This is a genomic window from Wocania ichthyoenteri Th78, assembly GCF_000789235.1.
In the GTDB taxonomy this organism is placed as follows: domain Bacteria; phylum Bacteroidota; class Bacteroidia; order Flavobacteriales; family Flavobacteriaceae; genus Wocania_A; species Wocania_A ichthyoenteri.
In genome coordinates this window covers 247,002-272,998 of the sequence record NZ_KN525716.1, presented here as the reverse complement: position 1 = coordinate 272,998, position 25,997 = coordinate 247,002, and the positions used below count along the sequence as shown (strand labels likewise).

General features: G+C 31.4%; 26 protein-coding genes. 14 read left to right on the top strand and 12 right to left on the bottom strand.

All coding sequences use genetic code 11. From position 1 onward, the window contains the following. Positions 1-38: 38 nt before the first annotated feature. From RG22_RS01295 to RG22_RS01285, 3 genes are all read right to left on the bottom strand, one after another. Positions 39-1,277, bottom strand: a complete 1,239-nt coding sequence (locus RG22_RS01295; RefSeq protein ID WP_034040170.1) for a DUF1015 domain-containing protein — start codon at positions 1,275-1,277, stop codon at positions 39-41. 112 nt (positions 1,278-1,389) lie between these two features. Continuing rightward, positions 1,390-2,280: a 3-hydroxyacyl-CoA dehydrogenase family protein gene (locus RG22_RS01290; protein WP_034040168.1), complete on the bottom strand. Its 891-nt coding sequence runs from the start codon at positions 2,278-2,280 to the stop codon at positions 1,390-1,392. An 8-nt stretch (positions 2,281-2,288) separates the two neighbouring features. Then, a complete protein-coding gene (locus RG22_RS01285; protein WP_034040166.1) occupies positions 2,289-3,251 on the bottom strand; it encodes a Gfo/Idh/MocA family protein in 963 nt (320 codons plus the stop codon). A gap of 155 nt (positions 3,252-3,406) precedes the next feature. On the opposite strand from RG22_RS01285, the gene RG22_RS01280 reads away from it, so the two are divergent. Beyond that, positions 3,407-4,048, top strand: coding sequence for a protein-L-isoaspartate(D-aspartate) O-methyltransferase (locus RG22_RS01280; RefSeq protein ID WP_034040164.1), 642 nt, complete (start codon positions 3,407-3,409; stop codon positions 4,046-4,048). Positions 4,049-4,065: 17 nt separating this feature from the next. On the opposite strand, the gene RG22_RS01275 is transcribed toward RG22_RS01280, so the two are convergent. The 4 genes from RG22_RS01275 to smpB all read right to left on the bottom strand — a co-directional run bounded on the left by RG22_RS01275 (position 4,066) and on the right by smpB (position 7,604). Beyond that, on the bottom strand, positions 4,066-4,608 hold the full coding sequence (locus RG22_RS01275) for a DinB family protein (RefSeq protein ID WP_034040162.1): 543 nt from the start codon (positions 4,606-4,608) through the stop codon (positions 4,066-4,068). Positions 4,609-4,634: 26 nt separating this feature from the next. Further along, positions 4,635-6,527 carry a Xaa-Pro dipeptidyl-peptidase gene (locus RG22_RS01270; protein ID WP_034040157.1) on the bottom strand — a complete coding sequence of 631 codons (1,893 nt, stop codon included), beginning with the start codon at positions 6,525-6,527 and terminating at the stop codon, positions 4,635-4,637. 5 nt (positions 6,528-6,532) lie between these two features. Beyond that, a complete protein-coding gene (locus RG22_RS01265) occupies positions 6,533-7,069 on the bottom strand; it encodes a hypothetical protein (protein WP_034040155.1) in 537 nt (178 codons plus the stop codon). 76 nt (positions 7,070-7,145) lie between these two features. After that, entirely contained in the window at positions 7,146-7,604 is a 459-nt protein-coding gene (smpB, locus tag RG22_RS01260; protein ID WP_034040147.1) for an SsrA-binding protein SmpB, read from the bottom strand. 107 nt (positions 7,605-7,711) lie between these two features. Here smpB and RG22_RS01255 point away from each other — a divergent pair, with 107 nt between their 5' ends. The 6 genes from RG22_RS01255 (at position 7,712) to RG22_RS01230 (ending at position 13,709) form a co-directional block, all read left to right on the top strand. Further along, positions 7,712-9,304, top strand: coding sequence for a S41 family peptidase (locus RG22_RS01255; protein WP_034040145.1), 1,593 nt, complete (start codon positions 7,712-7,714; stop codon positions 9,302-9,304). Between the two features lie 63 nt (positions 9,305-9,367). Beyond that, positions 9,368-10,768 carry a dihydrolipoyl dehydrogenase gene (lpdA, locus tag RG22_RS01250; RefSeq protein WP_034040143.1) on the top strand — a complete coding sequence of 467 codons (1,401 nt, stop codon included), beginning with the start codon at positions 9,368-9,370 and terminating at the stop codon, positions 10,766-10,768. 3 nt (positions 10,769-10,771) lie between these two features. Then, positions 10,772-11,959 carry an enoyl-ACP reductase FabV gene (fabV, locus tag RG22_RS01245; protein ID WP_034040141.1) on the top strand — a complete coding sequence of 396 codons (1,188 nt, stop codon included), beginning with the start codon at positions 10,772-10,774 and terminating at the stop codon, positions 11,957-11,959. Between the two features lie 150 nt (positions 11,960-12,109). Further along, positions 12,110-12,685 carry an RNA polymerase sigma factor gene (locus RG22_RS01240; protein WP_034040139.1) on the top strand — a complete coding sequence of 192 codons (576 nt, stop codon included), beginning with the start codon at positions 12,110-12,112 and terminating at the stop codon, positions 12,683-12,685. Then, complete coding sequence (locus tag RG22_RS01235) at positions 12,685-12,879, top strand: hypothetical protein (RefSeq protein WP_034040138.1); 195 nt, start codon at positions 12,685-12,687, stop codon at positions 12,877-12,879. Before RG22_RS01240 ends, RG22_RS01235 begins: the two co-directional genes overlap by 1 nt. 2 nt (positions 12,880-12,881) lie before the next feature. After that, positions 12,882-13,709, top strand: coding sequence for a mechanosensitive ion channel family protein (locus RG22_RS01230; RefSeq protein WP_034040135.1), 828 nt, complete (start codon positions 12,882-12,884; stop codon positions 13,707-13,709). A gap of 114 nt (positions 13,710-13,823) precedes the next feature. Here the strand turns inward: RG22_RS01230 and RG22_RS01225 are convergent, their stop codons facing one another. Both RG22_RS01225 and RG22_RS01220 read right to left on the bottom strand, forming a co-directional pair. Next, positions 13,824-14,540, bottom strand: coding sequence for a LytR/AlgR family response regulator transcription factor (locus RG22_RS01225; RefSeq protein WP_244462098.1), 717 nt, complete (start codon positions 14,538-14,540; stop codon positions 13,824-13,826). Further along, positions 14,541-15,593, bottom strand: coding sequence for a sensor histidine kinase (locus RG22_RS01220; RefSeq protein WP_034040133.1), 1,053 nt, complete (start codon positions 15,591-15,593; stop codon positions 14,541-14,543). 191 nt (positions 15,594-15,784) lie between these two features. Between RG22_RS01220 and RG22_RS01215 the strand changes: the two genes are divergently transcribed. Then, a complete protein-coding gene (locus tag RG22_RS01215; RefSeq protein WP_034040132.1) occupies positions 15,785-16,198 on the top strand; it encodes a MotA/TolQ/ExbB proton channel family protein in 414 nt (137 codons plus the stop codon). 85 nt (positions 16,199-16,283) lie between these two features. Here the strand turns inward: RG22_RS01215 and RG22_RS01210 are convergent, their stop codons facing one another. Further along, positions 16,284-17,636: a DEAD/DEAH box helicase gene (locus tag RG22_RS01210; protein WP_034040131.1), complete on the bottom strand. Its 1,353-nt coding sequence runs from the start codon at positions 17,634-17,636 to the stop codon at positions 16,284-16,286. A 36-nt stretch (positions 17,637-17,672) separates the two neighbouring features. Next, on the bottom strand, positions 17,673-18,563 hold the full coding sequence (locus tag RG22_RS01205) for an aldose 1-epimerase family protein (protein ID WP_034040130.1): 891 nt from the start codon (positions 18,561-18,563) through the stop codon (positions 17,673-17,675). A gap of 86 nt (positions 18,564-18,649) precedes the next feature. On the opposite strand from RG22_RS01205, the gene RG22_RS01200 reads away from it, so the two are divergent. Continuing rightward, positions 18,650-19,975, top strand: a complete 1,326-nt coding sequence (locus RG22_RS01200) for an anthranilate synthase component I family protein (protein WP_034040129.1) — start codon at positions 18,650-18,652, stop codon at positions 19,973-19,975. Here RG22_RS01200 and RG22_RS01195 read toward each other — a convergent pair. Beyond that, complete coding sequence (locus tag RG22_RS01195) at positions 19,972-20,664, bottom strand: hypothetical protein (RefSeq protein WP_034040126.1); 693 nt, start codon at positions 20,662-20,664, stop codon at positions 19,972-19,974. The genes RG22_RS01200 and RG22_RS01195 overlap by 4 nt on opposite strands. 123 nt (positions 20,665-20,787) lie before the next feature. Between RG22_RS01195 and tilS the strand changes: the two genes are divergently transcribed. The 5 genes from tilS (at position 20,788) to RG22_RS01170 (ending at position 25,997) form a co-directional block, all read left to right on the top strand. After that, the gene (gene tilS, locus RG22_RS01190) at positions 20,788-22,098 is read left to right on the top strand and encodes a tRNA lysidine(34) synthetase TilS (RefSeq protein WP_034040124.1); all 1,311 of its coding nucleotides are present in this window, start codon (positions 20,788-20,790) and stop codon (positions 22,096-22,098) included. 76 nt (positions 22,099-22,174) lie between these two features. Further along, entirely contained in the window at positions 22,175-23,797 is a 1,623-nt protein-coding gene (ade, locus tag RG22_RS01185; protein ID WP_034040122.1) for an adenine deaminase, read from the top strand. Between the two features lie 36 nt (positions 23,798-23,833). Further along, positions 23,834-24,469, top strand: a complete 636-nt coding sequence (locus RG22_RS01180; protein WP_034040120.1) for a TonB-dependent receptor plug domain-containing protein — start codon at positions 23,834-23,836, stop codon at positions 24,467-24,469. A 36-nt stretch (positions 24,470-24,505) separates the two neighbouring features. Continuing rightward, entirely contained in the window at positions 24,506-25,477 is a 972-nt protein-coding gene (locus tag RG22_RS01175) for a YheT family hydrolase (RefSeq protein WP_034040118.1), read from the top strand. 64 nt (positions 25,478-25,541) lie between these two features. Then, positions 25,542-25,997: a (2Fe-2S)-binding protein gene (locus RG22_RS01170; RefSeq protein WP_034040115.1), complete on the top strand. Its 456-nt coding sequence runs from the start codon at positions 25,542-25,544 to the stop codon at positions 25,995-25,997.

The following is a 25,997-nucleotide window of genomic DNA, read 5'->3' as shown; positions in this document are numbered from 1 at the left end:
CCTAATAGCTAAACAAATAAACATTTTTATGCAAAGCGTTAAAATTCGTAAATTGTTATCCCGCTTCTTAATTTTGGTAAAATATATGTGCTCTTTGGGGGCATCTTTAAACCCTCATCTGCTATATGCTTTATTTGCTTAATGGTAGCAGCACACATGCCAAAACCTACTTTAAATTCCCCACTATCAACACCACTTTTAATAGTAATCATTTCATGTCTCCCATTTACATATTCAATGCGATTGTCGTCTCGTAAATCGTTAATGCCTAAAATGGGTTGTAGTATCGTTTTGTAAAGCAAATACGCATCTAGCGTATCTAACGAAGTGTCAAAATCATAATTGGTTTTTCTTAAATATAGTGAGTAAAATTCACCATCTAAATACATGCTAAAGTGATGTGGTTTGGATGGGCTATAGGGCACGATTCCTCTATTTTCAATACGATATAAATGATCTAAACGAATTAAAAACTCTTCTTTGCTTAAACCATTCAAATCTTTTATTAAACGGTTAAATTCATGAATTACTAAATCGGATTCTGGTATGAGATACGACATAAAAAAGTTGTAAGCTTCACTACCTTGATGATTGATGTTTTTAGCTTTTTCATCTTTATATAATAAGTAAGATGAAGCTGATCTATGATGTCCATCTGCAATATAAATGGTTTCCATTTTATCAAACTCATCTTGAATTACTACAATATCATCTTCATTATCTATTTTCCACAAATAATGTGTGTCTCTGTAAGTCATTGTAAACTCAAACTCTGCATGATTTTTTTGAGTGGCTTTTATAATTGATGAAATTACATTATTATCTGGATAGGTAAGGAGCACAGGTTCTGCGTTAAAACCTACTGTTTGCAAATAGGTTTTAAATGTTTGTTCTCGTTTTGCTAGTGTATCTTCATGTTTTTTTATAACATCTTTTTCATAATCCTCCGCACTAGTTGCTGCAATAATTCCATTGAATTCTTGACCATGTCTATTTACTATTTTATAGACATAAAACGATGGCTTTTCATCTTGAATAAAAATGCCATCTTCTTTAAATTCTAAATACCGGTTTCTAACTAATTTATAGCGTTCCTCGCCAGTAATAACTTGGTCGTATTTATAGCCAGGATTTACAATATGAAGAAAACTATATGGGTTATAATCCATTCTAGAGTCTCGCTCGTTAACTGTGTAACTTTGGTAGGGACGTGCAGCTACCAAACCAACAATAGCTCTAGTTGGACGTACCGCTTTAAATGGTTTTATTTTTGCCATGATTTATTCGAAACTGTCATTACGAGGAGTTTTTACGACGTGGTAATCTGTTTATTAAAAAAGAGATTGCCACATCACACAAAAAAGTGTGATTCGCAATGACGTTTTTAATTTACTTTATAAACTGTTTAGCCACTTTTTCAGCCTTTCTGCTCTCTGAATAATCATAAAAGCCTTCACCAGATTTTACACCTAATTTGCCAGCACGAACCATATTTACTAATAACGGACATGGTGCATATTTAGGGTTTTTAAAGCCTTCGTACATTACATTTAGAATAGAAAGACATACGTCTAAGCCTATAAAATCTGCTAATTGTAATGGTCCCATGGGATGTGCCATTCCAAGCTTCATAACCGTATCAATTTCTTCAACGCCTGCTACGCCATTGTATAAGGTTTCAATAGATTCATTTAGCATAGGCATTAATATTCTGTTGGCAACAAAACCAGGATAATCGTTTACTTCGGTTGGGGTTTTACCAAGTTTACGACTCATTTCCATAATAGTATTTGTTACTTCATCACTCGTATTATAACCACGAATAATTTCAACCAATTTCATGATGGGAACGGGGTTCATAAAATGCATCCCGATAACCATTTCTGGTCGAGAGGTTACCGCCGCAATTTGCGTTATAGAAATTGAAGATGTGTTTGTTGCAAGAATAGTATCATCTGGACAAGCTTCATCTAATTGTTTGAAAACTTTTAGTTTTAAATCTATATTTTCGGTAGCAGCTTCAACAACAAGACTAGCATATTCAACACCTTCGGTTATACTCGTAAAGGTTGTAATATTTGCTAAAGTTTCGTTTTTATCGGTTTCCGTTATTTTTTCTTTAGCAACCATTCTATCTAAATTTTTAGAAATGGTCTCCATGCCTTTTTTCAAGGAAGCTTCACTAATATCTATGAGTTGAACTTTAAACCCGCTTTGAGCAAAAGTATGTGCAATACCATTTCCCATGGTTCCAGCACCAATTACAGCGATATTTTTCATTTGAAATTTTATTTAAAACAATTAATTATCTGTGTTGCCACACGTAAAGCTTCAGTGCCATCATGTAGTGTTACAACTGGTGTTGTATTGTTGTTAATAGCATCTGCAAAGGTTTCTAATTCATCAAGAATAGCGTTGTTGATTGAAATTTCTGGATTATCAAAATAGATTTGCTTTTTTATACCTTCAGCATTTTGAAGAATCATATCGAAATCTCCAGGGTTTTCTGGAGCATCTTTCATTTTAACAACTTCACATTTTTTTTCTAAAAAATCTACAGAGATGTAGGCGTCTTTTTGAAAAAAACGTGTTTTACGCATACTTTTTAAAGAGATTCTACTCGCTGTTAAATTGGCAACACAGCCGTTTTCAAATTCTATCCGAGCGTTGGCAATATCTGGAGTATCGCTAATAACCGAAACACCACTTGCAGAAATATGTTTTACTTTCGATTTTACAACACTTAAAATAATATCGATATCGTGAATCATTAAATCTAGCACAACGGGAACATCGGTTCCACGCGGATTAAATTCTGCTAATCGATGTGTTTCAATAAACATAGGTGATTTAATATCTTTTTTTACTGCTATAAAAGCAGGATTAAAACGCTCTACATGACCCACTTGTCCGCGAATATCATGTTGTGCTAAAAGCTCTCTAATATGTTCTGCTTCTTCAACGGTATTAGTAATTGGTTTTTCAATAAAAATGTGTTTGCCTTTGGCAATAGCTTGTTTTGCACAATCGTAATGCGATAATGTGGGTGTAACAATATCTATCATATCAACAGCATCTATAAGTGTTTCGATAGAATCAAAAAATTTATAACCAAATTCATCTTCTACTCTTTTTCCATTATCTGCATCTGCATCATAAAAACCAATAAGGTTATATTTATCAGATTGATTAAGAAGTCTTAAATGAATTTTTCCAAGATGACCAGCACCAAGTACACCAGCTTTTAGCATATTTTTACGTTTTCAACAAAAATAAGATATTTAATACATGAATTTGATTATTTGCAGCTAATTTTTTGCTTTATTGATACTTAAAAGAAATTATGATTAAAATGATTTTAGCTTAAAAATGTTTACTAATTTTAGCTTTGAAAATAACTCAACCATTGAAAGATACATTTAAACACAAAGGACTACGACAACAATTAGTTAACGTTTTAAAAAACAAAGGTATAACCAATGAAGCGGTTTTAAAGGCCATTGGAAACATACCAAGACATTTGTTTATGGATTCTGGTTTTTTAGATCATGCTTACCAAGATAAAGCGTTTCCTATTGCTGCAGATCAGACGATATCGCAACCTTATACTGTGGCTTTTCAATCGGAATTATTAGAAGTAAAAAAAGGCGCTAAGGTTTTAGAAATTGGTACAGGTAGTGGTTATCAAACTGCTGTTTTATGCGAATTAGGAGCAAAAGTTTTTAGTATTGAACGCCAACAAGAACTGTTTAAAAAAACGAATAAGTTTTTACCCAAATTAGGCTATCGTGCTAAAAAACTCATTTTTGGCGATGGTTATAAAGGTCTAATTGAAGAAGCGCCATTTGATAGTATTATTGTTACTGCAGGCGCACCGTTTGTGCCAAAACCATTATTAAGCCAGTTAAAAATAGGAGGAAGGCTTGTTATTCCTGTGGGCGATGATGTGCAAATTATGACCCTTTTTATAAGAAAAGGAAAAAAAGAATTTGAACAAGAAGAATTTGGCGAGTTTCGATTTGTGCCACTTTTGGAGGATAAGAATTAGGATAAGTTAATTTTGATTTATTGAAACAAAACATATCTAGGAGGGACAAGTCCATTTAATCTCATATAAACGAGCATTTGTCCCCTGTGGTGAGTTATATGGTCTGCAAGTAATAAGAATATTTGTCGTTTCGTTCTATTCAACCCGAAATAGTCTAGCTCATCATCAAGTTGAGTTGTATCAAATTCTTTAATTAAGGTTATTGTCTCATCAAATGTCTTATCAATAATTGAAATCATTTCTTCCTTAGATTTATTGGCAACCTTAAAAATTGCATCAGTTTTCCAATCTCTAGATTCTCGACCACCTAATAATGACTGACTATGCCAATCTACAGCATATCCTATATGCATTAAATTTTCAGCAAAGGACAGTGATTCTGGAGATGCTTTAAAGTTATATTTGTTCTCTGGCATTGTTTCTGCCACAAGTATTAAGTACTTATGAGAATTTACCAATCGTTCTAAATAGTCTTTAATAAAATTGTTTTGTTGAGCAAATACAGGTAAAGTAACAGAGCTAAATAGCATTATGGTTAATAGAATATGTACTTGCTTCATAGCATCATAAATTTCGTTTATATATTTTAATTCCCTAAGGACGTATTGAAACTTTCAACACCACCAACAACAGGCAACGTCAAACTAGTTCCATCCAAATCAACTGTCAACTCCGTTCCTGGTTTTGGGTGCAAAGTAAATTCTTGGTCGCTAGAAAAAATCATTAAACCAATTTGTTGTCCTGCTTTAATAACTTGATCGTCGGGTTGTAAATTAAAGGTAAGCTCGTAAAATTTACCAGGTTTTAAAGGTTTACTTTCTGTTAGAGATTTATAGTTTTGAGGATCTGCCCAACCACGTGTAATAATATTATCGGTAATTTTCACTTTACCTTCATTCCATGGTAGCGAAACTAACCAAATCGATAAATTTGCTGCAGGTTTACTACTTGCTAATTTAATAGTGGTTTCTGGTACGCCAGAAATATGCAAATCTTCTTTTAGTATAGGCGTTACATATAATAATCTGTTTTTTGAATTGTTTGATTTTGCTAAATCTGTACCCGAAAAATTATAATCATCAACTAATGTTTCCTTGCCTTGCTTTTTTTGTTTTTCAATAGATAATTTTCCAGCAGAATTTAAATATAAAGTAACAGGAGAAGCATCTGGGTTTGGATACTCTTTGTACGCAGTTGGTTGGTCCGTTTTATCATTTTCTCTAACAATCCAAGCTTTAGCATCGTTTTCTACACCGTTTTCAATACCATGTAAATAACGTGTAAACCAACGATTCATCATTGTAATTGGTGGCGGACCACCATGACCAAATTGGTGATAGTATATTTGCGATGGGATACCCATTTCTCTCGCTTTTTTATATATTCTATAACTGTGCTCTGGCATAACATTCCAATCATTAAATCCATGCGACATTAATAACGCCGCTTTCATTGGAGCCATATGGTTTAAATAATCGCGTCCAGCCCAAAAATTGTTATAATCACCAGTAATCCTGTCCATACCATTCTTCATTTCGGTATCACGAATTACTTCATTGCTGTATGCTCTTTTATTTTTATATGCTTTAGGAATTTTAGCATCATTAATTTTTGTATTGCTATTTGGAATAATAGGTTCTTCACCACCACTATGAATAAAATCGTATAACACATCAATATCTTCACCTAAGTAACCACCTGGAGAGCGTACCAATCCGTTAGAACGGTAATAATGATAATAAGAGGTGTTGGGTGCTATAGGAATAATAGCCTCAAGACCATCAACGCCTGTGGTTGCAGCAGCTAACGGAATAGTTCCGTTGTACGACGTTCCAGTCATTCCAACTTTTCCAGTACTCCAAAACGCTTCAACAGTTTTATTTCCATAAGGTTCAGTATAGCCTTTAGCTCGTCCACATAACCAGTCGATTACCGATTTAGGTGCTAAGGATTCGTTTTGACCACCAACAGTAGGTGAACCTTGAGATAATCCAGTTCCAGGTGAGGACGAATGCACTACAATATAACCTCTTGGTATCCATTTTTTAATATGCGAATTAGATATGATTGGTCTTTTTCCAACACGCTTTACTTCAGGGTGAATTGGTCCTTTTACTTGTTCTCCAAGTTCATGTTTTACATTCCAAAATAACTCATTTCCACCTTGTGCTACACCAGCAAAATAAGGGCTAGACACATAAATTACAGGAAGTTTTAAGCTTTCAGTATCGGTTTGAAATGGTCTAGTTACAGATACATGCATGCGGTCTAATTTACCATCGCCATCGGTATCGAATTCGGTTTCAACAAATAAATCATGTCGTATCCATTTATCTGGTGTATTAAATGCTTCAACTATTTGCGCTTCTCCATCTTTAAAAATAGGCATTGCTTTTTCTTGAGCAAAGGCAGAAAGAAAGGATATTGTAAAAATGAAGAAAGAAAAAAGAGTAGTATTTAATTTGTAAGGCTTTTTCATAAATTTTATTGTTTTGGAAGATGTTTTTTAGGAATAGGGTTTTCTTTAGTTTCTTGAGTCCAGTAAATGTTTATAACCCACCAACGATTACCATCATATAATAATTGAATACTATTAATACCTCGCATAAAAGGTTTTTTATCTGATGCGCTATGAAAAGACTCATACGTGCTAAATACTTGGGTTATATTTCCGAAAGTATTTGTTTTTCTATGAATTTCTTTTTCAAAAAAGCCATTATCAATCAACCATTGCCCAGAATTTTTTATATAATCATCAGGTGTCATATAACGCACTTGATACTCTCCATTTTTGTCTTTTCCTGAGGGAATTAACTTTGCTTCAGGTTTAAATAAGTATTTAAAAAGTTCCCAATCTCTTGCTTCACCTTTTTCACCTGAAATAACAGCGTAAAGTGCTTTAATGGTACTATCTAGTGTTTGTACTTTCTTATAATAATCTTTAGCTTTTTCTGTGCTCTCTTGCGCGCTTATTGAAAACGTTAATAAGCAGGTAAATATTAGTATAACAAGTTTTTTCATGCTGAAAAGTTTTTTGATTTTTTAGAACTGCAAAGTAGAAATTTAGTAATAGTTGGAACGTTAAGGCTTTCTTAAATTATTTATATGCCTTTTTAATTCTATCCAAATCGCGTTTATTATCACGGTCTTTTATTGTTTCTCGTTTGTCGAAAAGTTTTTTTCCTTTTGCTAAGGCAATATCTAATTTGGCATAGCCTTTTTCGTTAATAAACAAACGTAACGGAATAATAGTTAATCCTGTATTTTGAACTTCTTTATTAAGCTTTTTTAATTCCTTTTTATTTAAAAGCAATTTTCTTTCAGCTTTTGGTCTGTGGTTGTAATAATTACCAAAAGCGTATTCTTGAATGGTCATATTAATTACAAAAAGCTCACCGTTTTCGTTAAACTCACAAAAGCTTTCAGCAATGGATGCTTTACTACTTCTAATGGATTTAATTTCGGTTCCAGTTAACACAATTCCAGCAGTATACTTATCTAAAATTTCATATAGAAAGCGTGCTTTTTTATTCTGTATGTTAATGTTTTTTTGCATGGAGCACAAAGCTACACGATTTTACTTAAAAGTTAAAGATTAATTAATACAATATAAATTAAAATAATTACAAGTACTTTAGTTGCTTTAATGATGATTTTTTTTGAATGAAGAAACTATTTTCTGTTTTTACTATTGTGCTAATTACAATGTCTTGCAGCAGTGTAAAGACCTATAACCAGCAAATTGCATCGTTACATACGGTTGAAGATTTACAAAACGATGTTGATAAACTATACAAACAACTTAAAAAACATCACCCAAAACTATATCAATACACACCAAAAAATATTTTAGATTTTGAGTTTGATAGTTTAAAAAAAGCCATAAAACAGCCTATGAATTCGCGAGAATTTTACAAAAAACTAGCACCTGTTGTTACAAATGTAAGACAAGGACATGTTTCGGTAGGTTCAGCAAATAAGAGATTTACCAGAAAAGAAAGAAAACTATTAAAAAAGAAAAAATTTGAGTTTTACGATTTAGATTTCGAATACTTAAATAACAAGCTTTGGGTAAAAAATACCCGAGGAAAAGATTCTACACTTGTTGGTAACGAAGTTGTTAAAATTGAAGATGATTTAGCGATTAATTTAGTTGAAAAATATAAAACACAGTTTGCTTCTGATGGATACAATACAACACTGCACAATCGATTTGTTGGCAAAAATTTTAAAACATTTTATTATAGAAATAATGGATTTGTAGATAGTTTAAAAGTGACACTTAAAAGTGAAGACTCAACCTTTATAAAAACATTTAAACGATTGGAAAAGGAAGACAAAGAGAATAAAACAGAATCTGATTCCACTAAAGTTGAAAAACCTAAAAAGTTAAGTAAAACAGAAAAAAAAATTAATCGCTTAAAGGCAAAACAGAAAAAGAAGTACAACAATAAACATGGTTATATTTCAAGTAGGAAGCAATATACTAGAAATTTAAGCTTTATTGGTAAAGATAGCACCATTGCTCTGATGAAAATTAGAGGTTTTAGTAATGGTTCTTATAAAGCATTTTATAAGGAAAGTTTTGCAAAATTAGATTCTGCGAAAACCAAGTATTTTATTTTAGATTTAAGGGATAATGGTGGCGGACGTATTTCTGAGATTGATAATTTATACTCGTATTTAACTAATGAAAATTATCAGTTTATTACAGAAAGTGAAGTGAATAGTAGAATCCCTTTTATGAAGTTTGTAATGAGCAATACATCATCAGCCAGCCTTAAAATTGTTGGTGGTTTATTATCGCCGATTATTATAACTCACAATTTATTAAAGACTAAGAAAAAGGATGGAAAATTGTATTACAGATTCAATAAATTTTCGAAAGTAAAAGCGCCAAACCCATTGCATTTTAAAGGCGATATTTATGTGCTGATTAATGGGAATTCATTTTCAGCATCTTCAGTTTTATCAACGCATCTTCAAGCCAATAAACGCGCTATTTTTGTTGGAGAAGAAACTGGGGGTGCATATAATGGTACGGTTGCAGGAATTTATAAACTATACCAATTACCAACATCTAAACTTAAAGTTAGAATGGGTTTAATGCAAATTGAAGCACCACAAAAGCAAAACCCAGATGGATATGGTGTAAAACCAGATGTAAAAATAACGCCAACAATTGAAGATAGAAAGTTGAATATTGATACTGAATTAGAGTGGATTTTGAATGATATTGAAAAGACTGATAATTAATATTCTTTCTTTAACAAAAATTGTACTTTTGCAATCATTAATTTAAGATAATAAAATTAAAATATGAATTCTTACGATGTAGCCGTTATAGGTTCTGGCCCTGGAGGATATGTTGCAGCAATACGTTGTGCACAATTAGGGATGAAAACAGCAATAATTGAAAAATATTCGACATTAGGTGGTACGTGTTTAAATGTGGGATGTATACCAAGTAAAGCGCTATTAGATTCGTCTCACCACTACGAAGATGCTGTTAAACATTTTGAAGAACACGGTATTGAAATCCCTGGCGATATAAAAGTAAATTTAGAGAAAATGATTGCACGTAAGCAATCAGTTGTAGATCAAACTACTGGTGGTATCGATTTTTTAATGAAGAAAAATAAGATTGATGTTTATGAAGGTTTAGGTGCTTTTAAAGATGCTACTCATATTACAATTTCAGGAAAAGAAACTACTGAAATTGAAGCCAAAAACACGATTATTGCTACAGGAAGTAAACCATCAAATTTACCGTTTATCAATATAGATAAAGAGCGTGTTATTACATCAACCGAAGCTTTAAAACTTAAAGAAATACCAAAGCATTTAATCGTAATTGGTGGAGGTGTTATTGGTTTAGAACTTGGTCAAGTATATAAAAGATTAGGTTCAGAAGTTACTGTTGTAGAGTATATGGATCGTATTATTCCAACAATGGATACTGGTTTGTCTAAAGAGCTTAATAAGGTATTCAAAAAGGCCAAATTTAAAATGAATGTTTCTCACAAAGTGAAATCTGTTGAAAGAAAAGGTGATGAAGTTATAGTGAAAGCAGATAATAAAAAGGGAGAAGAAGTAGAAATTAAAGGTGATTATTGTTTAGTATCTGTTGGTCGTCGCCCCTATACAGATGGCTTAAATGTTGAGGCAGCAGGAGTGAAAATTAATGAAAGAGGTCAGGTTGAAGTCAATGAACATTTACAAACTTCGGCTTCAAATATTTATGCAATTGGCGATGTTATAAAAGGCGCTATGTTAGCACATAAAGCAGAAGAAGAAGGCGTATTTGTTGCAGAAACTTTAGCGGGACAAAAACCACATATCGATTATAATTTAATTCCAGGCGTGGTTTACACATGGCCAGAAGTTGCCGCAGTTGGTAAAACCGAAGAAGATTTAAAAGAAGCTGGAGTAGAGTACAAAGTTGGTCAATTCCCAATGCGTGCTTTAGGTAGAAGTAGAGCAAGTATGGATTTAGATGGCTTTGTAAAAATTCTAGCAGACAAAAAAACAGATGAAATTTTAGGCGTACATATGGTTGGTGCTCGCGCTGCTGATATGATTGCAGAAGCAGTTGTAGCTATGGAATACAGAGCGAGTGCAGAGGATGTGTCTCGTATGTCTCATGCGCATCCAACATTTACTGAAGCTATTAAAGAAGCAGCTTTAGCGGCCACTGAAGACAGAGCATTACACATTTAGATTATGATCATAGAACCAAAAACAAGAGGGTTTATTTGTTTAACATCCCATCCAAAAGGTTGTGAGCAAAACATATTAAACCAAATAGAATATGTAAAAGAACGACCAGTTAAAAATGGTCCTAAAAAAGTGCTAGTCATTGGTGCTTCTACAGGATTTGGTTTAGCATCCAGAATTACTGCGGCTTACGGGTCTAACGCAGCAACCATTGGGGCATTTTTTGAAAAACCACCAACTGAAGGTCGTCCAGCATCTCCTGGTTGGTACAACAGTGCTGCCTTTGAGGCTCAAGCACATAAAGATGGTTTATACGCTAAAAGTATAAATGGTGATGCGTTTTCTAACGAAATAAAAGCTCAAACTATCGATTTAATTAAAGCCGATTTAGGTGAAATCGATTTGTTAATATATAGTTTAGCATCTCCAGTGCGTACACATCCAGATACTGGAGAGCGTTTTAAATCGGTGTTAAAGCCAATTGGAAGCACATTTACCGATAATACAGTAGATTTTCATACAGGTGAAGTTAAAGAAATTTCAATCGCACCATGTACTGAAGACGATATCAAGAATACCGTTAATGTAATGGGTGGTGAAGATTGGCAAATGTGGATTGATGAATTAAAGTCTGCTGGTGTTTTATCAAAAAAATTTAAAACGGTTGCGTATTCTTATATTGGTCCGTCGTTAACCGAAGCTGTTTATAGAAAAGGAACCATTGGTCGTGCAAAAGATCATTTAGAAGCTACAGCTTTTAAAATTACCGATACTTTAAAAGATGTTAATGGTAAAGCCTATGTATCTGTAAATAAAGCGCTAGTAACGCAAGCGAGTTCAGCAATTCCCGTAATTCCGTTGTATATTTCATTGTTATATAAAGTAATGAAAGAAAAAGGTATTCATGAAGGTTGTATTGAGCAAATTGAACGTTTGTTTAATGCCCGTTTATACGCTGAAAATTTAGAACTAGACGAAGCTGGTAGAATTCGAATTGACGATTGGGAAATGCGTGAAGATGTACAAGCTAAAGTTTTAGAACTTTGGAAACAAGCCACTACCGAAACTTTACCAGAAATAGGAGATTTAAAAGGTTACGAAACTGATTTTTATAATCTTTTTGGTTTTAAAGTAGAAGGTGTAGATTATGATGAAGATGTAAATGAAATAGTTTCAATTCCAGGTTTACAATAATAAATATTATAATTTTAGATAAAAAAAGCGACACATTAGTCGCTTTTTTTTATATTCAATTTTTAAGTGTTTATTTTTTAAAAATAATTGTGACTTATTAAAATTACCTGTGTCTTAACTCATAATAACTAAAATAGCTGTAAGCTACATTTGAAAACCCTAGACAATATTAATAAGCTACCTGATGAAGATTTGGTAAAAGCAATTGTTAAAACCAATAACACATTGCTTTTCGAGATACTCTACGATAGGTATGCTACATTGGTATATAATAAATGTTTTGGTTTTGCAAAAGATGCTGATGAAGCTAAAGATTTAACACAAGATATATTTTTAAAACTCTTTGTTAAGTTGGCTAGTTTTAAAGGAAAATCGAAATTTTCAACATGGTTATATGCCTTTACATATAATCACTGTGTAAATTATGTAACCAGAAATACAGCTAAAAAATTTGAAAAGCAGTCAGTAGATTATAAAGATATTGAAAACCTTTCGTATAATGAAGAAGATGATACCAGTTTTCTGGATATGAAGGTGGACAAATTAAAAATAGCCTTAGAACTCATTTCTCCAGAAGAGAAAATGATTTTATTGTTAAAATACCAAGACCATCTTTCTATAAGAGATATTGAAAGTGTTTTAGGAATTGGAGAAAGTGCTGTTAAAATGAGAATTAAACGCGCTAAAGACAAACTAAAAACCGTATATACTAATAACCTTAAATAATGGAGAATCCGTTTAAGCATATAAACCAGCCTCTTAAAGAAGTTCCGCAAGAACTTAAAGCTAAGGTTATGAGCGATATTGCCACGGCTAAGTTGCTAATGGATTTAGCGAGCTTATTCTCTGTAGATGTGGCAAAAATTGTAGAACAGACCATAAAAAAAAGAAAAGATAACCCTAACGAAAACAATAAATAATCATGGAAAAAATAACGGCATGGAATGAAGGTGTTATGGATTCATTATCAGCTATATCAAACGAAGTGGCTGGAGTAATCCCAAATATTCTTGGTGCTATTGTTATAGTAATTATAGGTTGGTTACTTACTAAACTTATAGTTGGCATAGTACGAAAAGCGTTAAAGCTTGCAAAGGCAGACAAGTTAGATGATAAAATAAATGAAATTGAAATATTTGAAGGCAAAAAACTAAACTTCAACATCATTAAAATTATCACCAAGTTTGTAAAATGGATTATGTATATCATGCTGCTTATTGTAGTTACAGACATCCTTAATCTTACTATGGTATCAGAGGAAATAAAAAATTTCCTTGGGTATTTGCCTAAATTATTCTCAGCTTTAATAGTATTTACTATTGGTTTATTACTAGCTAATTTCGTTAAAAAAGCTATCAAATCATTCTTTGAATCGATGGATTTATCAGGTTCAAAAATGATTAGTCAAATTGTATTTTTTTTATTACTCACGTTCATTTCAATAACAGCTTTAAATCAAGCGGGTGTTGATACCGAAATCATTACAAGCAACATTACCATGATTTTAGCGGCCTTTTTATTAGCCTTTGCTTTAGCCTTCGGATTTGGTGCTCAAAAAGTAGTGGGCGATTTATTAAGAACATTTTATGCCAGAAAAACATACGAAATAGGGCAAGTTATCGAGTTTAATAACGTTAAAGGTGAAGTAGAAACAGTTAATAATATATCGGTCACACTAAAAACAGAACAAGGCAAAATTGTTGTGCCTATTAAAGATATTGTAGAGAGCCAAGTTAAAATACAGGGTTAATTTTAAGTTAGGGTTAAAATTTGGTTGGTTACGTCCTGTGTATTAAGCAACTCTCTACATGTTATATCCCTTTTCATTTTCTGATAATATCAGGGTGGAAAGGGATTTTTTTGTTTAAAATGTATCTAATAATTGCAAAACTTTACTCTTATAACTTCGGCTTATAGGAAGTGACTTTTTCAAAATAATTACCTGTTCTTTTGTAAATGAAGTGATGTGTTCAATAGAAATTATATAGGATCTATGAATTCTTATAAATAATTTTTTTGGAAGTTTTGCTTCTATGGCACTAATAGTTTCACGAGTAACAATAGTTTTATTAGTTAGATTAATTTTAATATAATCGCTATAGCTTTCAATATAAATAATGTCCTTAAAATCTATTTTTACCATGGTTCGGTCAGATCGAACAAAAATAAAATCAGTATTCTCACCAATAGTATTAATTTCATTCTTTGGACTACTATAAACTCCAAAATAAGTGTTTACAGCTTTAAGTAAACGTTCAAATGAAATCGGTTTTAATAAATAGTCTACGGCTTGCAGTTCAAAACCTTCAACAGCATAATCACGATAAGCAGTTGTAAAAATAATTTTGATATCTTTATTGATAGATTTTACAAAAGAGATACCTGATATTTCAGGCATATTTATATCTAAAAAAACCAAATCAATTTTATGTTTATTAATATATTTAAAAGCCTCCATAGCATTACTACAGCTAGCAACTATATTAATATTACTAATTTTTGAAAGATGAATACCGATGATTTCTCTCGCTATAAACTCATCATCAACAATAATACATGATATATCGTTACTTTTTTGCAATTACTTACTATTTAAATTAAGAGTTACTTTAAAATCACCTTTACTATCACCAATATTTAAGCCGTAATTATCTTTATACAATAAATCTAGTCTTTTCTTAATATTTTCTAAACCAATGCCATTACTAGTTTGGTTGCTTTTTTTAAAGCTATTTTCAATTTTAAAACAAACATTTTCATTATCACAATTTAAGTCAATTTTTATATCTAAAACGCCATTTTTAATACTGCCGTGCTTAAAACTATTTTCAATAAAAGGTAAGAGTAGCATAGGAGCAATTTTAGTGGTTTCAGGAATGTTATTATAATTGAAAGTAACTTTAAGTGTATTATTAAATCGCATTTTCTCTAACTCAATATAATCTTTAATATGATTAATTTCTGTAACTAAAAGCACAAAGGGTTTGTCTATTTGATAAAGTAAATAATCTAATAAATTGGAGAGTTTTAATATCATTTCAGGGGTTTCATCAGCTTTCTTTAAAGCAAAACCATACAATGTATTAAGCGTGTTAAATAAAAAATGCGGATGAATTTGCATTTTTAGATAATTCAATTCTTGCTCCTTTAGTTTAAGTTGTGTTTCTAATATTTTGGTTTCTAGTTTTTTTGTTTCTTCGGTGTGTTTCAAATTCAGCTTCACTAATTTAAAAGAACTCACAATAATAACCACTAAATAAACCGCAATAGCTACAAACAGTATATTTTTTGTTACGGGATTCATAGCGTTATATTCAAAATTAGCAAGATATATAAAGCTGAAAAAGATAGAAACCATGATTAAATATCCAGAGATAATTAAAGTATAAAAACTATACAAACCAAAAAGTAAATAGCGTTTGGTTATTAAATACTCGGGAATTAATTTATATATGGAAACATAAGTTGTAGCTATAGTAATTGGCATTAAAAAAAGTGAAAAAGAAAGTGTGTCTTTAAAGTTTTTGCTTTCAGCACCAAAGAAATAGGTAAAAAAAAGCAGTACTGCTAACCAAAATATAGAATGTAGAAGTAGTTTGCATAAAAGCTTTAAAATATATTTATTTTTTATCATGCTTTAATAATAGTGTTACAATAATAGTATATTTTTATGCTGAATTAATGTTTTGTAGACGAATAACGGATTTAGTAAGGGTTTTGGCAATCGGTTATATCCATCACTAATTTGGTTATTCGTCGTATTTAAAATTTTTGATAAATAATCTAGACTAAGTTTGGAGGACATTAATCAAAAAACAATCAGTTATGTGTGTATTATTAGTTTCAACATTACCAAAAGTATTAGTAGCTTCAAACCCTTTTGTTGATAGGTTTAATGAAGGTGGACCATTTTTTATGTCATTAATATTAATATGCTTATTGCTTTCTATTATTCTTTTAGTAAAAGGGTTTTTAAGTCTTAAAAAGGATATTTTAATTTCTAAAAAAATGCTTTGTTTGGTTATAGATAGTAGCCTTCTAGGGTTAGTTTTAGGTTTTTTAGGTTCAGTCATTGGGTTAATTACTGCTTTTGACTCTGTTGAAGCACTTGGAAACCCTGATCCTGCAATTTTTGCTGGCGGACTTAAAGTTTCTTTATTAACTGCAACGTTTGGACTTTTTACTTTTGTTGTCTCTAGAATTGGTATTTTGGTTTTAAGAGGAATGCAAAAGGAGTAATTTCGTTGTGTAAAATTATATCATTAAAATGCCTTTTCATTCATTTGGAAGGCATTTTTTAATTAACTGCTACTGAATACTGTAACTATTTTTTCTTATTCCGTTTGTTATAATTTTTATCGCCACGAGTTTTTGGCTTTTTATACTTAGCAGCAATTTTGAATTTATACGAACCGCCTAAATTCTCTTTAGAGTTCTTTTCAGATTTTTCGTGGAATGCTGGTCCAGGAGCATCTTCGTCTCTGCGTTTATTAGGATTGTTACGTTCTTTTATTTGCGGACGTTCCTCTTCAATAAGTTCGGTAGAGATTTCTACAGCATCAGGAATTTCTATCAATGGAATTTTCATTTGCATTAAATTCTCAATATTTTCAATAGCTTCCTGTTCTTTTTCAGTAGAAAAAACAAGCGCTTCGCCTTTACGTTCTGCACGACCTGTTCTACCAATTCTGTGCATATAATTTTCAGGAAAATCTGGTGTATCAAAATTAATAACATGGGATACATTATCAATATCTAAACCACGAGCCATAACATCGGTAGTAACTAAAATACGATTCTCACCAGCTCTAAATTGCTCAATACTTCGCAGTCTGTAATTTTGTGTTTTGTTGGAATGAATCACACAAAGTTCCTCATGGAAAGTTTCGTCTAACTTTTCAAACAAACGATCTGCCATCTTTTTATAAGCGACAAAAATTAAAACTTTATTAAAAGTTTCAGTGTCATTCAATAAGTGAACTAATAGATTCACTTTAGTATAAAAATTAGGAACATTAAATCGAGATTGCAAAATGTTTTCTAAAGGTGTACCAGAAACAGCAATGGAAACACGTTCTGGGCTTTTAAAGAAATCGTTAATTAGCGCATCAACATCTTGTGTCATAGTTGCTGAAAACATGATGTTTTGTCGTTTTTCTGGAAGAATATCAAAAATATTAATCAGCTGATGTCTAAAACCTAAATCAAGCATCACATCCACTTCATCAATCACTAATTTCTGAATTGATTTCAGTTGTAAAACTCTGCTTAAAGCCAAATCGTATAAACGCCCAGGCGTAGCTACTAAAATATCTATACCTTCTGCAATAGCCTGTTTTTGGGTATTGATATTGGTGCCACCGTAAACACCTAAAACACGATTGTTAATGTATTTAGAAAGCTTTCCAATTTCATCAACCACTTGCACAACTAGCTCTCGAGTGGGTACTAAAATCAGAATTCTGGGATTCTCTTGTGTCGAAAATTTTAGGTTTTTAAGAATAGGAAGCATGTAACCAAAGGTTTTTCCTGTACCTGTTTGCGCAATACCAACCATATCTTTTCCAGAGGCAACTACATTAAAGGCTTCTGCTTGAATTGGTGTTGGTATAGTAAACCCTAAATCGTTTAAAGCATTGTATAAAGGCGTGTTTAAGTTTAAATCTGAAAATGTCACAATCTTGTTTTAGACTGCAAATTTACCATTAATTTGTTAGACTAAATGATTATTATGTATTTCGATAGTATAACTAGCTTCGAAAGTGTTTTTTGGTTGAAGCGTTATAATACCTTCTTTTGTTTTAAAGTTTTGATTGGTAGTTTCACTATCGGCAACACCCAGCCAAGGTTCAATACAAACATAATCGCCTTCGGGTTTTGCCCAAATACCTAAATAAGAGAAATCATTATAACTAACCGAAAGAATATCGCCGTTTAACTTGCTTTTTAAAGTCACTTTTTTAGATTTTAAATCTTTAAAGACTAAGGCATCTCTATTAAACAAATCGTGAGTTAATTTGATAGTGTTTGAATTATTAAAAACAGCTTCAGTTTTTGAAGAAATTAAACCATTACCGATGTTTACTAAATGCGTTTCAGCTTTTTCAGAGTGTTCAAACTCTAAATAATAATCGTCGTATTCTTCATTTTTAAACACAGGACATTTAAAAGCGGGATGTCCGCCAACAGAGAAATACATGGTTTTATCATCACAATTTTTAATGCGATGAATCACTTCAATTTTATTATCTACAAGTAAATAAGTGATGTAAAATGCAAACTTAAACGGATAGTTTTTAAGAGATTCATTATCATAAGACAATGCAAAAGTCAAACTGTTTTCGGTTTGTTCGTGTAGCTTTATGTTTTTGTTTTGCCTTATAAAACCATGCTTTGGAAGGTTATATTCTTTATTTTCAAAGAGATAGGTGTCGTCTTTTAATGCACCAATAACAGGAAATAGATTTGGAGCGTAATTATCCCAAATATTTGGGTTGGCGTCCCACATAAATTGGGTTTTGTTTTGTGTTGAAGATATGTCGCAAAGTTCTGCTCCAATATTTTTTACAGCTATTTTTAGTTTGTTATTTTCTAGTTCGAACATTTAAAATGTGTTTAAAGGAATTCATTTACAAAACTCTTAATTTTTTAAGTATTCTGAGTAACTTTACCGCATAAACTTTTTTATTGTTGAGAACAACCTTTTTTCATAAAACAAAATCATCTAAGATTTTTAAAAACCAAATATTGGCTTGGGCACAAAAATTTGATGATGTAGTTTGGTTAGATTCTAATAACTACGAACAAAACCATTCTAATTACGATGCGGTTTTAGCGGTTGATGCTTTTACATGTATTCAAACCGATTTCTTTAATGGTTTTGAAAAGCTGAAAGAATACCAAACTACTGTAAACGATTGGATTTTTGGCTATTTAACATACGATTTAAAGAATGATGTTGAAGTTATAAGTTCTAATAATTTTGATGGTTTAGAGTTCCCAGATTTATACTTTTTTCAACCTAAAAAACTATTTCTTTTTAAAGATAATCAAGTTGAAATTCAATATTTAAAAGGTGTTGAAGATAACTGGGAAGACGATTTAAAAGCGATTCAAAACAAAAACAAATGTGACCTTGAGTCTTTCGACTGCACTCAAGATGAATTCCGTCGAAAGGTCTCAAACAACATCAAAATAAAACTCCGCATTCATAAAGACGAGTATTTCGAAAAAATAAATAATATGCTCGCCCATATACATCGAGGGGATATTTACGAAGCTAATTTTTGTCAAGAATTCTATGCGGAAGAGACTGTTATAAATCCACTAGAAACCTATAATAAACTTAATGCTATTTCAAATCCGCCTTTCGCAGTGTTTTTAAAATGCAATGATAAATATTTGTTATCGGCTTCACCAGAACGTTATTTAAAAAAAGATGGGGGCACTATTATTTCACAACCTATAAAGGGCACTGCAAAACGGTCTAATAATTTTGAAGAAGATAATTTATTAAAAAGTGATTTATTAAAAGATGAAAAGGAACGCAGTGAAAACATTATGATTGTAGATTTGGTACGTAACGATTTATCTAAAACCGCTATAAAGGGAAGTGTAAAAGTTGAAGAATTATGTAAAATTTACACTTTCGATCAGGTGCATCAAATGATTTCTACAGTCACGTCTAAAATTGAAAAAACCACACATCCCGTTGATGTTATAAAAAGCACATTCCCAATGGGAAGTATGACTGGGGCTCCGAAAATTTCTGCAATGAAAATTATTGAAGATTTAGAGGAAACCAAACGCGGATTATACTCTGGAGCAGTTGGTTATTTTTCACCAATAGGCGATTTCGATTTTAACGTTGTTATTCGAAGTATTTTGTATAATGAAACTAAAAAGTATGTATCGTATTCCGTTGGTGGTGCCATAACATCTAAAAGCAACCCTTTACAAGAATATGAAGAATGCTTAGTAAAAGCTAAAGCCATGCGAACGGTTTTAGAGCATTAGCCCAAACGTTCTTTTAGGCTTTCAATAGTTAAATTTAAAATACGCTTTACACGTTTCGCTTCTATGTTTTTAACTTGAGCAACTTCATCGTAATCTAGTCTTCCAAAAACGAATAAATCTACAATTTCAGATACTTTTAATGGCAATAAAGTGTAGAATTTACCCAATATGTTTTTGTTGTTTAAAGCAGACATATCTTCAACCTCAAGCGCATTTTGTATAGACGTGTTATCATTATCATATAAAAACAAATGCTTGTGTTTATGGTCTTGTTTATACGAAATATCGTTAAGCTCTTCATTCATAATAAAATCAAAATCCTCATCAACTGTAAAGTTTTCTTCTAAACCGTCTAATTCTTCTTCCAAAATTTCGTTTGTACTTAAGGTGTTTTGATGAAAAGCTTCTTTTTTAAAGAGTTCATCTAAATCAATATCCACAATTTTAAACAACTTAATCTTTATTGCAAAAGCGTCCATATCTATATCGTAGCCACCTTCGTAAAATTTAGCAATAGCTTCGTCTATAAAGTCGTTAGACGAATACATATTTTTAGGAATTATGCCTTTAGATTCACCTATATATATGCGATGTTTTATATAGGCTTGTAAATGTTGTGTTGCAGAAATTACTTTTTTATTAAAGATATTTTGAGTGGTCTTATCGTTTAATTTATCTATTGAGCACATAACTTTTAGTATTAAATTTATATTTTAAAGTTACAAAAAACATAATTTTTAAACATGATTTTTGTCATTGTTATATGCTTTTAAGTTGTGTATATAAATGGGCAATGTTGTATATTTGAAGACATGCTAGAACAATTCAAAAACCAAATAGAAAATAAGTTTTCATTCTTAAAAGAAAGCAAATTACTTGTTGCTATTTCTGGCGGAATTGATAGCGTGGTTTTAACGCATTTATGCCATCAATTAGACCTAAATATAGCTTTAGCGCATTGCAATTTTAATTTACGAGGTAAAGAAAGTGATGCTGACGAAGAGTTCGTTTTGCAATTAGCTGAAAATTTAGATTTAGAAGTTTTTATTGAAAATTTTGATACTGAAAATTTTGCTAAAGACAACAAATTATCAATACAAATGGCGGCGCGTGAGTTGCGTTATAGTTGGTTTGAAGAATTATCTGAGCAGTTAGGTTTCGATTATATTTTAACCGCACATCATGCTGACGATAATTTAGAAACTTTTTTAATCAATTTATCTCGAGGCACAGGTTTAGAAGGTTTAACAGGAATTCCTGCAGTTAATAACAAATTAGCAAGACCATTATTACCATTTTCTAGAGAAGTGATTGAAATTTATGCCAAAGCAAAAAAACTTAAATGGCGAGAAGATAGTAGTAATGCGTCAACCAAATATTTGCGAAACAAATTGCGCCACGATGTGATTCCTATTTTAAAAGAAGTAAATCCACAATTGCTGCAAAACTTTCAAAATACGCTAAATAATTTAAATGGTTCTACGAATATCATTGCAGAAAGTATTGATGGTTTTTTGAATAAAGCTATTGAAAGTATGGATAAAAACGAAGTTAAATTTAAAATTTCGGAGCTTAAAAAGCTAAAAAATCCAAGACCATATTTATATGAAACTTTTAAAGAATTCGGTTTTACACAATGGGACGATATTCTTAATTTATTAGATGCCGAAACGGGTAAATACGTGTTTTCACCTACTTACAGATTAATTAAAAACAGAGAACATTTATTGTTAAGCGAAATAAATAGAGATAAAAGTGAACCGATTTCTATTTCAGAAAAAGATAAAAAAATTGAAACCTCTTTTGGAGTTTTGTTTTTTGATGAAGCAGATTCTATTTTAGAAAAACAAAACAATAGTATTTATGTTGATAAAGACAAATTAAATTTTCCTTTAACCGTTCGAAAGCGAGAAGAAGGCGATGTGTTTTATCCATTAGGAATGCATGGGAAAAAGAAGCTTAGTAAATATTTTAAAGACGAAAAATTATCACTTTTAGATAAAGAAAATGTTTGGTTGTTATGTTCTGGAGATGATATTGTTTGGGTAATTAATAAACGAGCAGATAACCGATTTAAAGTAACAGAAAACACAAAGCATATTCTTAAAATAATATTAAAATAAGTTGTCACACTAAGCGTTGGTTATTGAGCGTAGTCGAAATAAGTCGAAGTGCCTCATAAAATATTTAAGCATTAATTTGAAACTACAAGGAAACATAGTAGATATAAAAAATAAGCGCATCTATAAAGGCGAAATTTTTATTAAAAACGGAAAGGTTAAATCTATTATTGAAAAAGATAATAATTTTAATCATTATATACTTCCAGGTTTTGTTGATGCGCACATCCATATAGAAAGTTCTATGCTCGTTCCAAGTGAGTTTGCAAGAATAGCAGTAACCCATGGTACTGTGGCTACCGTTTCCGATCCTCATGAAATCGCTAATGTTTTAGGTGTAAAAGGGGTGGGGTTTATGATTGAAAATGGAAAGCAAACCCCGTTCAAATTCAATTTTGGTGCGCCATCTTGTGTGCCAGCAACAACTTTCGAATCTGCTGGAGCTGTTATAAATTCTGATGATATCAAAAAACTTCTTGAAAATTCAGATATTAAATATTTAGCAGAAATGATGAATTATCCAGGAGTTTTGTTTGATGATGAAGAAGTCCTGAAAAAAGTTACGTGGGCAAAACATTATAATAAACCTATTGATGGTCACGCACCAGGTTTAAGAGGCTACGAAATCAGCAAATATATTAATGCTGGAATATCTACAGACCACGAATGTTTTACTTATGATGAAGGATTAGAAAAACTTCAAAAAGGCATGAAAGTTTTAATTCGAGAGGGTAGTGCTGCTAAAAATTTTGAAGCCTTAATCGATTTATTGCCCGAATATTATGAAAATATAATGTTTTGTAGTGATGACAAGCATCCAGACGATTTAATAATAAACCATATTAATAAACTTTGTGCCAGAGCTGTGGAAAAAGGAATGGATGTCTTTAAAATTTTGCAAGTTGCTTGTATTAATCCAGTTAAACATTATAATCTTGATGTTGGTTTGTTGCAAGAAGACGATTTTGCAGATTGTATTGTGGTTGAAGATTTAAAAGATTTTAAAATACTGCAAACCTATATAAATGGCGAGTTGGTTTTTAATAATGGCAGATCTTTAATTAAATCTACTCCTTTTGAAATACTGAATAATTTCAATTGTAATAAAAAGAAAGTATCAGATTTTAAATTTAAATCTTCAGCAAAACAAATTAGAGTTATTGAAGCTTTAGAAGGACAATTAGTAACAAACGAAATCATCGAAGATACTTTAATTGAAAACGGAAATTTAATTTCTAATGTTGAAAAAGATGTCTTAAAAATGGTGGTAGTTAATCGTTATCAAGATGAAAAACCTGCTATTGCATTCATAAAAAACTTCGGATTAAAAACTGGTGCTATTGCATCTTCTGTCGGTCACGATTCTCATAATATAATTGCTGTCGGAGTTTCAGATGCAGCTATTTGTAAAGCGGTTAATTTATTAATAGAAAACAAAGGTGGAATTTGTGCAGTTTCAGATTCCGAAGAAAGAATAGTACCACTTCCTGTCGCTGGAATTATGAGTGATAAAGATGGAGAAACCATTGGTAAACAATATGCCGAATTAGATAAAATAGCTAAACAACTTGGTAGTAAACTTAATGCACCTTATATGACGCTCTCGTTTATGGCATTGTTGGTTATACCATCATTAAAATTAAGCGACAAAGGCTTGTTTAATAGTACAAATTTTAAGTTTGCAACTTTAGATTATAATTAAATTATTAGTACCTTTAAAAGATAAAAATCATGTGCTATGAAATTAAAATTCGCCACTTTTATATTTGCGTTAATTTTTTGTGCGTTTAATGCAAATGCTCAAAAAAATAACAAGAAAATAGTTATTTCAGGTTTCGTTAAAGATTCTTTAAGCAAACCTGTTGCAAATATTTCAATCTTTATTAATGATGTAATAACGAATAAGAAAACTAATTCTGATGGGTTTTATAAGTTAAAATTAAAGAAAGCACCAAAAAAAGTAATGGTAGCATCTTCAGTTTATGGAATTGAAGAAGTTGAATATGATAATAAAAATGAAATAAATTTCACTTTTACTAATAATAGTTTAAACACAGAAAAATTCAATTATGTTGTTTTTAAACGTAAGCGAAAAACAAAAAAAACACCAAGAGTATATAGTAGTGTATATGATTATTTAAGAGTGCGACTTAATGGAGTAGTTATTACAAGTGATAACAAAATTTTAGTTCGAGGTACTACAAGTTTTAATAGTTCTACAGAACCGCTTTTTATAGTTAATTCTTCTGCTATTAGTAGTCTTGATGGTATAGACCCCAACGAAATTAAATCTGCTACTGTTTTAAAAGGGCCAGAATGTGCAGCTTACGGTTCTAGAGGTTCAAATGGTGTAATTATAATCAATACGTATTAATTTTTTACTTTGATTACAATTAAAGTTCTGTAAATAATGCCCATAATAGAACCTACTTACAAACCTCCATTCTATTTTAAAAACGGATTTGCTTCAACTGTATATTCTGGTTTGGTTAGATGTGTAAAAGACGTCAATCAAAAACGAGAACGCATCACTTTAAACGATGGAGATTTTATAGATTTAGATTGGAGTTTTTCAAAAGAAAAAACCAAAAAACTTATCATTTTATTGCACGGTTTAGAAGGGAATGCGCAACGGCCTTATATAACTGGTTCAGCAAAATTGTTTAATAAAAATGATGTAGATGCAGTTTGTGTAAATTTTAGGGGCTGTAGTGGAGAACAAAATTCAAAATATAGAAGTTACCATTCAGGAGCAACCGATGATTTAGAAGCCATAATTAAACATGCAATTTCAAATAAAAACTATTCGGAAATTTACCTAAAAGGGATTAGCTTAGGGGCAAACGTAATTTTAAAATATTTAGGTGAGCGAGATAGTGTACATGAACAAGTTAAAGCGGCAATAGCAGTTTCTGTACCATGCGATTTATATGGTTCTTGTAAAGAGCTTCATAAAATAAAGAATAAATTATTTCATGATCGATTTTTGAAAGATTTAGTGGCTCATCTAAAAATTAAACAAAAACTTTTTCCTGAATTTTTAAGTATTGACGAGGTTAACTCTATTAAAACCTTAATGGATTTTGATGATGTTTACACATCTAAAGCACATGGTTTTAAAGATGCATTCGATTATTATGAAAAGAGTAGTAGCTTACAATTTCTTCAAAATATAAAAACACCAACTTTAATTATAAATGCACTTAACGATTCGTTTTTGTCACCTGAGTGTTATCCTGTAAAGGAAGCTAAAGCAAACCCAAATCTTTACTTAGAAATGCCAAACTATGGCGGACATGTTGGATTTATTGATAAAAAGGATGTCTATTATAATGAATGGAGAGCTTTAGAGTTTACTAAATCTATGTTAAAAAAACCTTAGTTTTAAGCATCATTATTTTTTTTTGTATTTTTAGTAAGAATCAATTCTTCTAAATAATACAACTATGCCAACATTCAACTTAAAAATTAATAACGAAAACCATACTGTCGAGGCAGATATGGATACGCCTTTACTTTGGGTGTTAAGAGATCATATAAACTTAGTCGGCACCAAATATGGCTGTGGGATAGGACAATGTGGCGCATGTACAGTTCATGTTGATGGTAATGCTATGCGAAGTTGTTTACTTCAAGTATCGCAAGCTCAAGGGATGAACATCACTACCATAGAAGGACTTTCAGAAGATGGTGATCACCCCGTTCAAAAAGCATGGTTGGAGCATGATGTGCCGCAATGTGGCTATTGTCAAGTTGGACAAATTATGACAGCTGCCGCATTATTAGAAAACAATTCTAATCCCTCAGATAAGGATATAGATGCCGCGATGCAGGGTAATATTTGCAGATGCGGAACCTACACAAGAATTAAACAAGCAATCAAAACAGCTTCTAAGCTATAA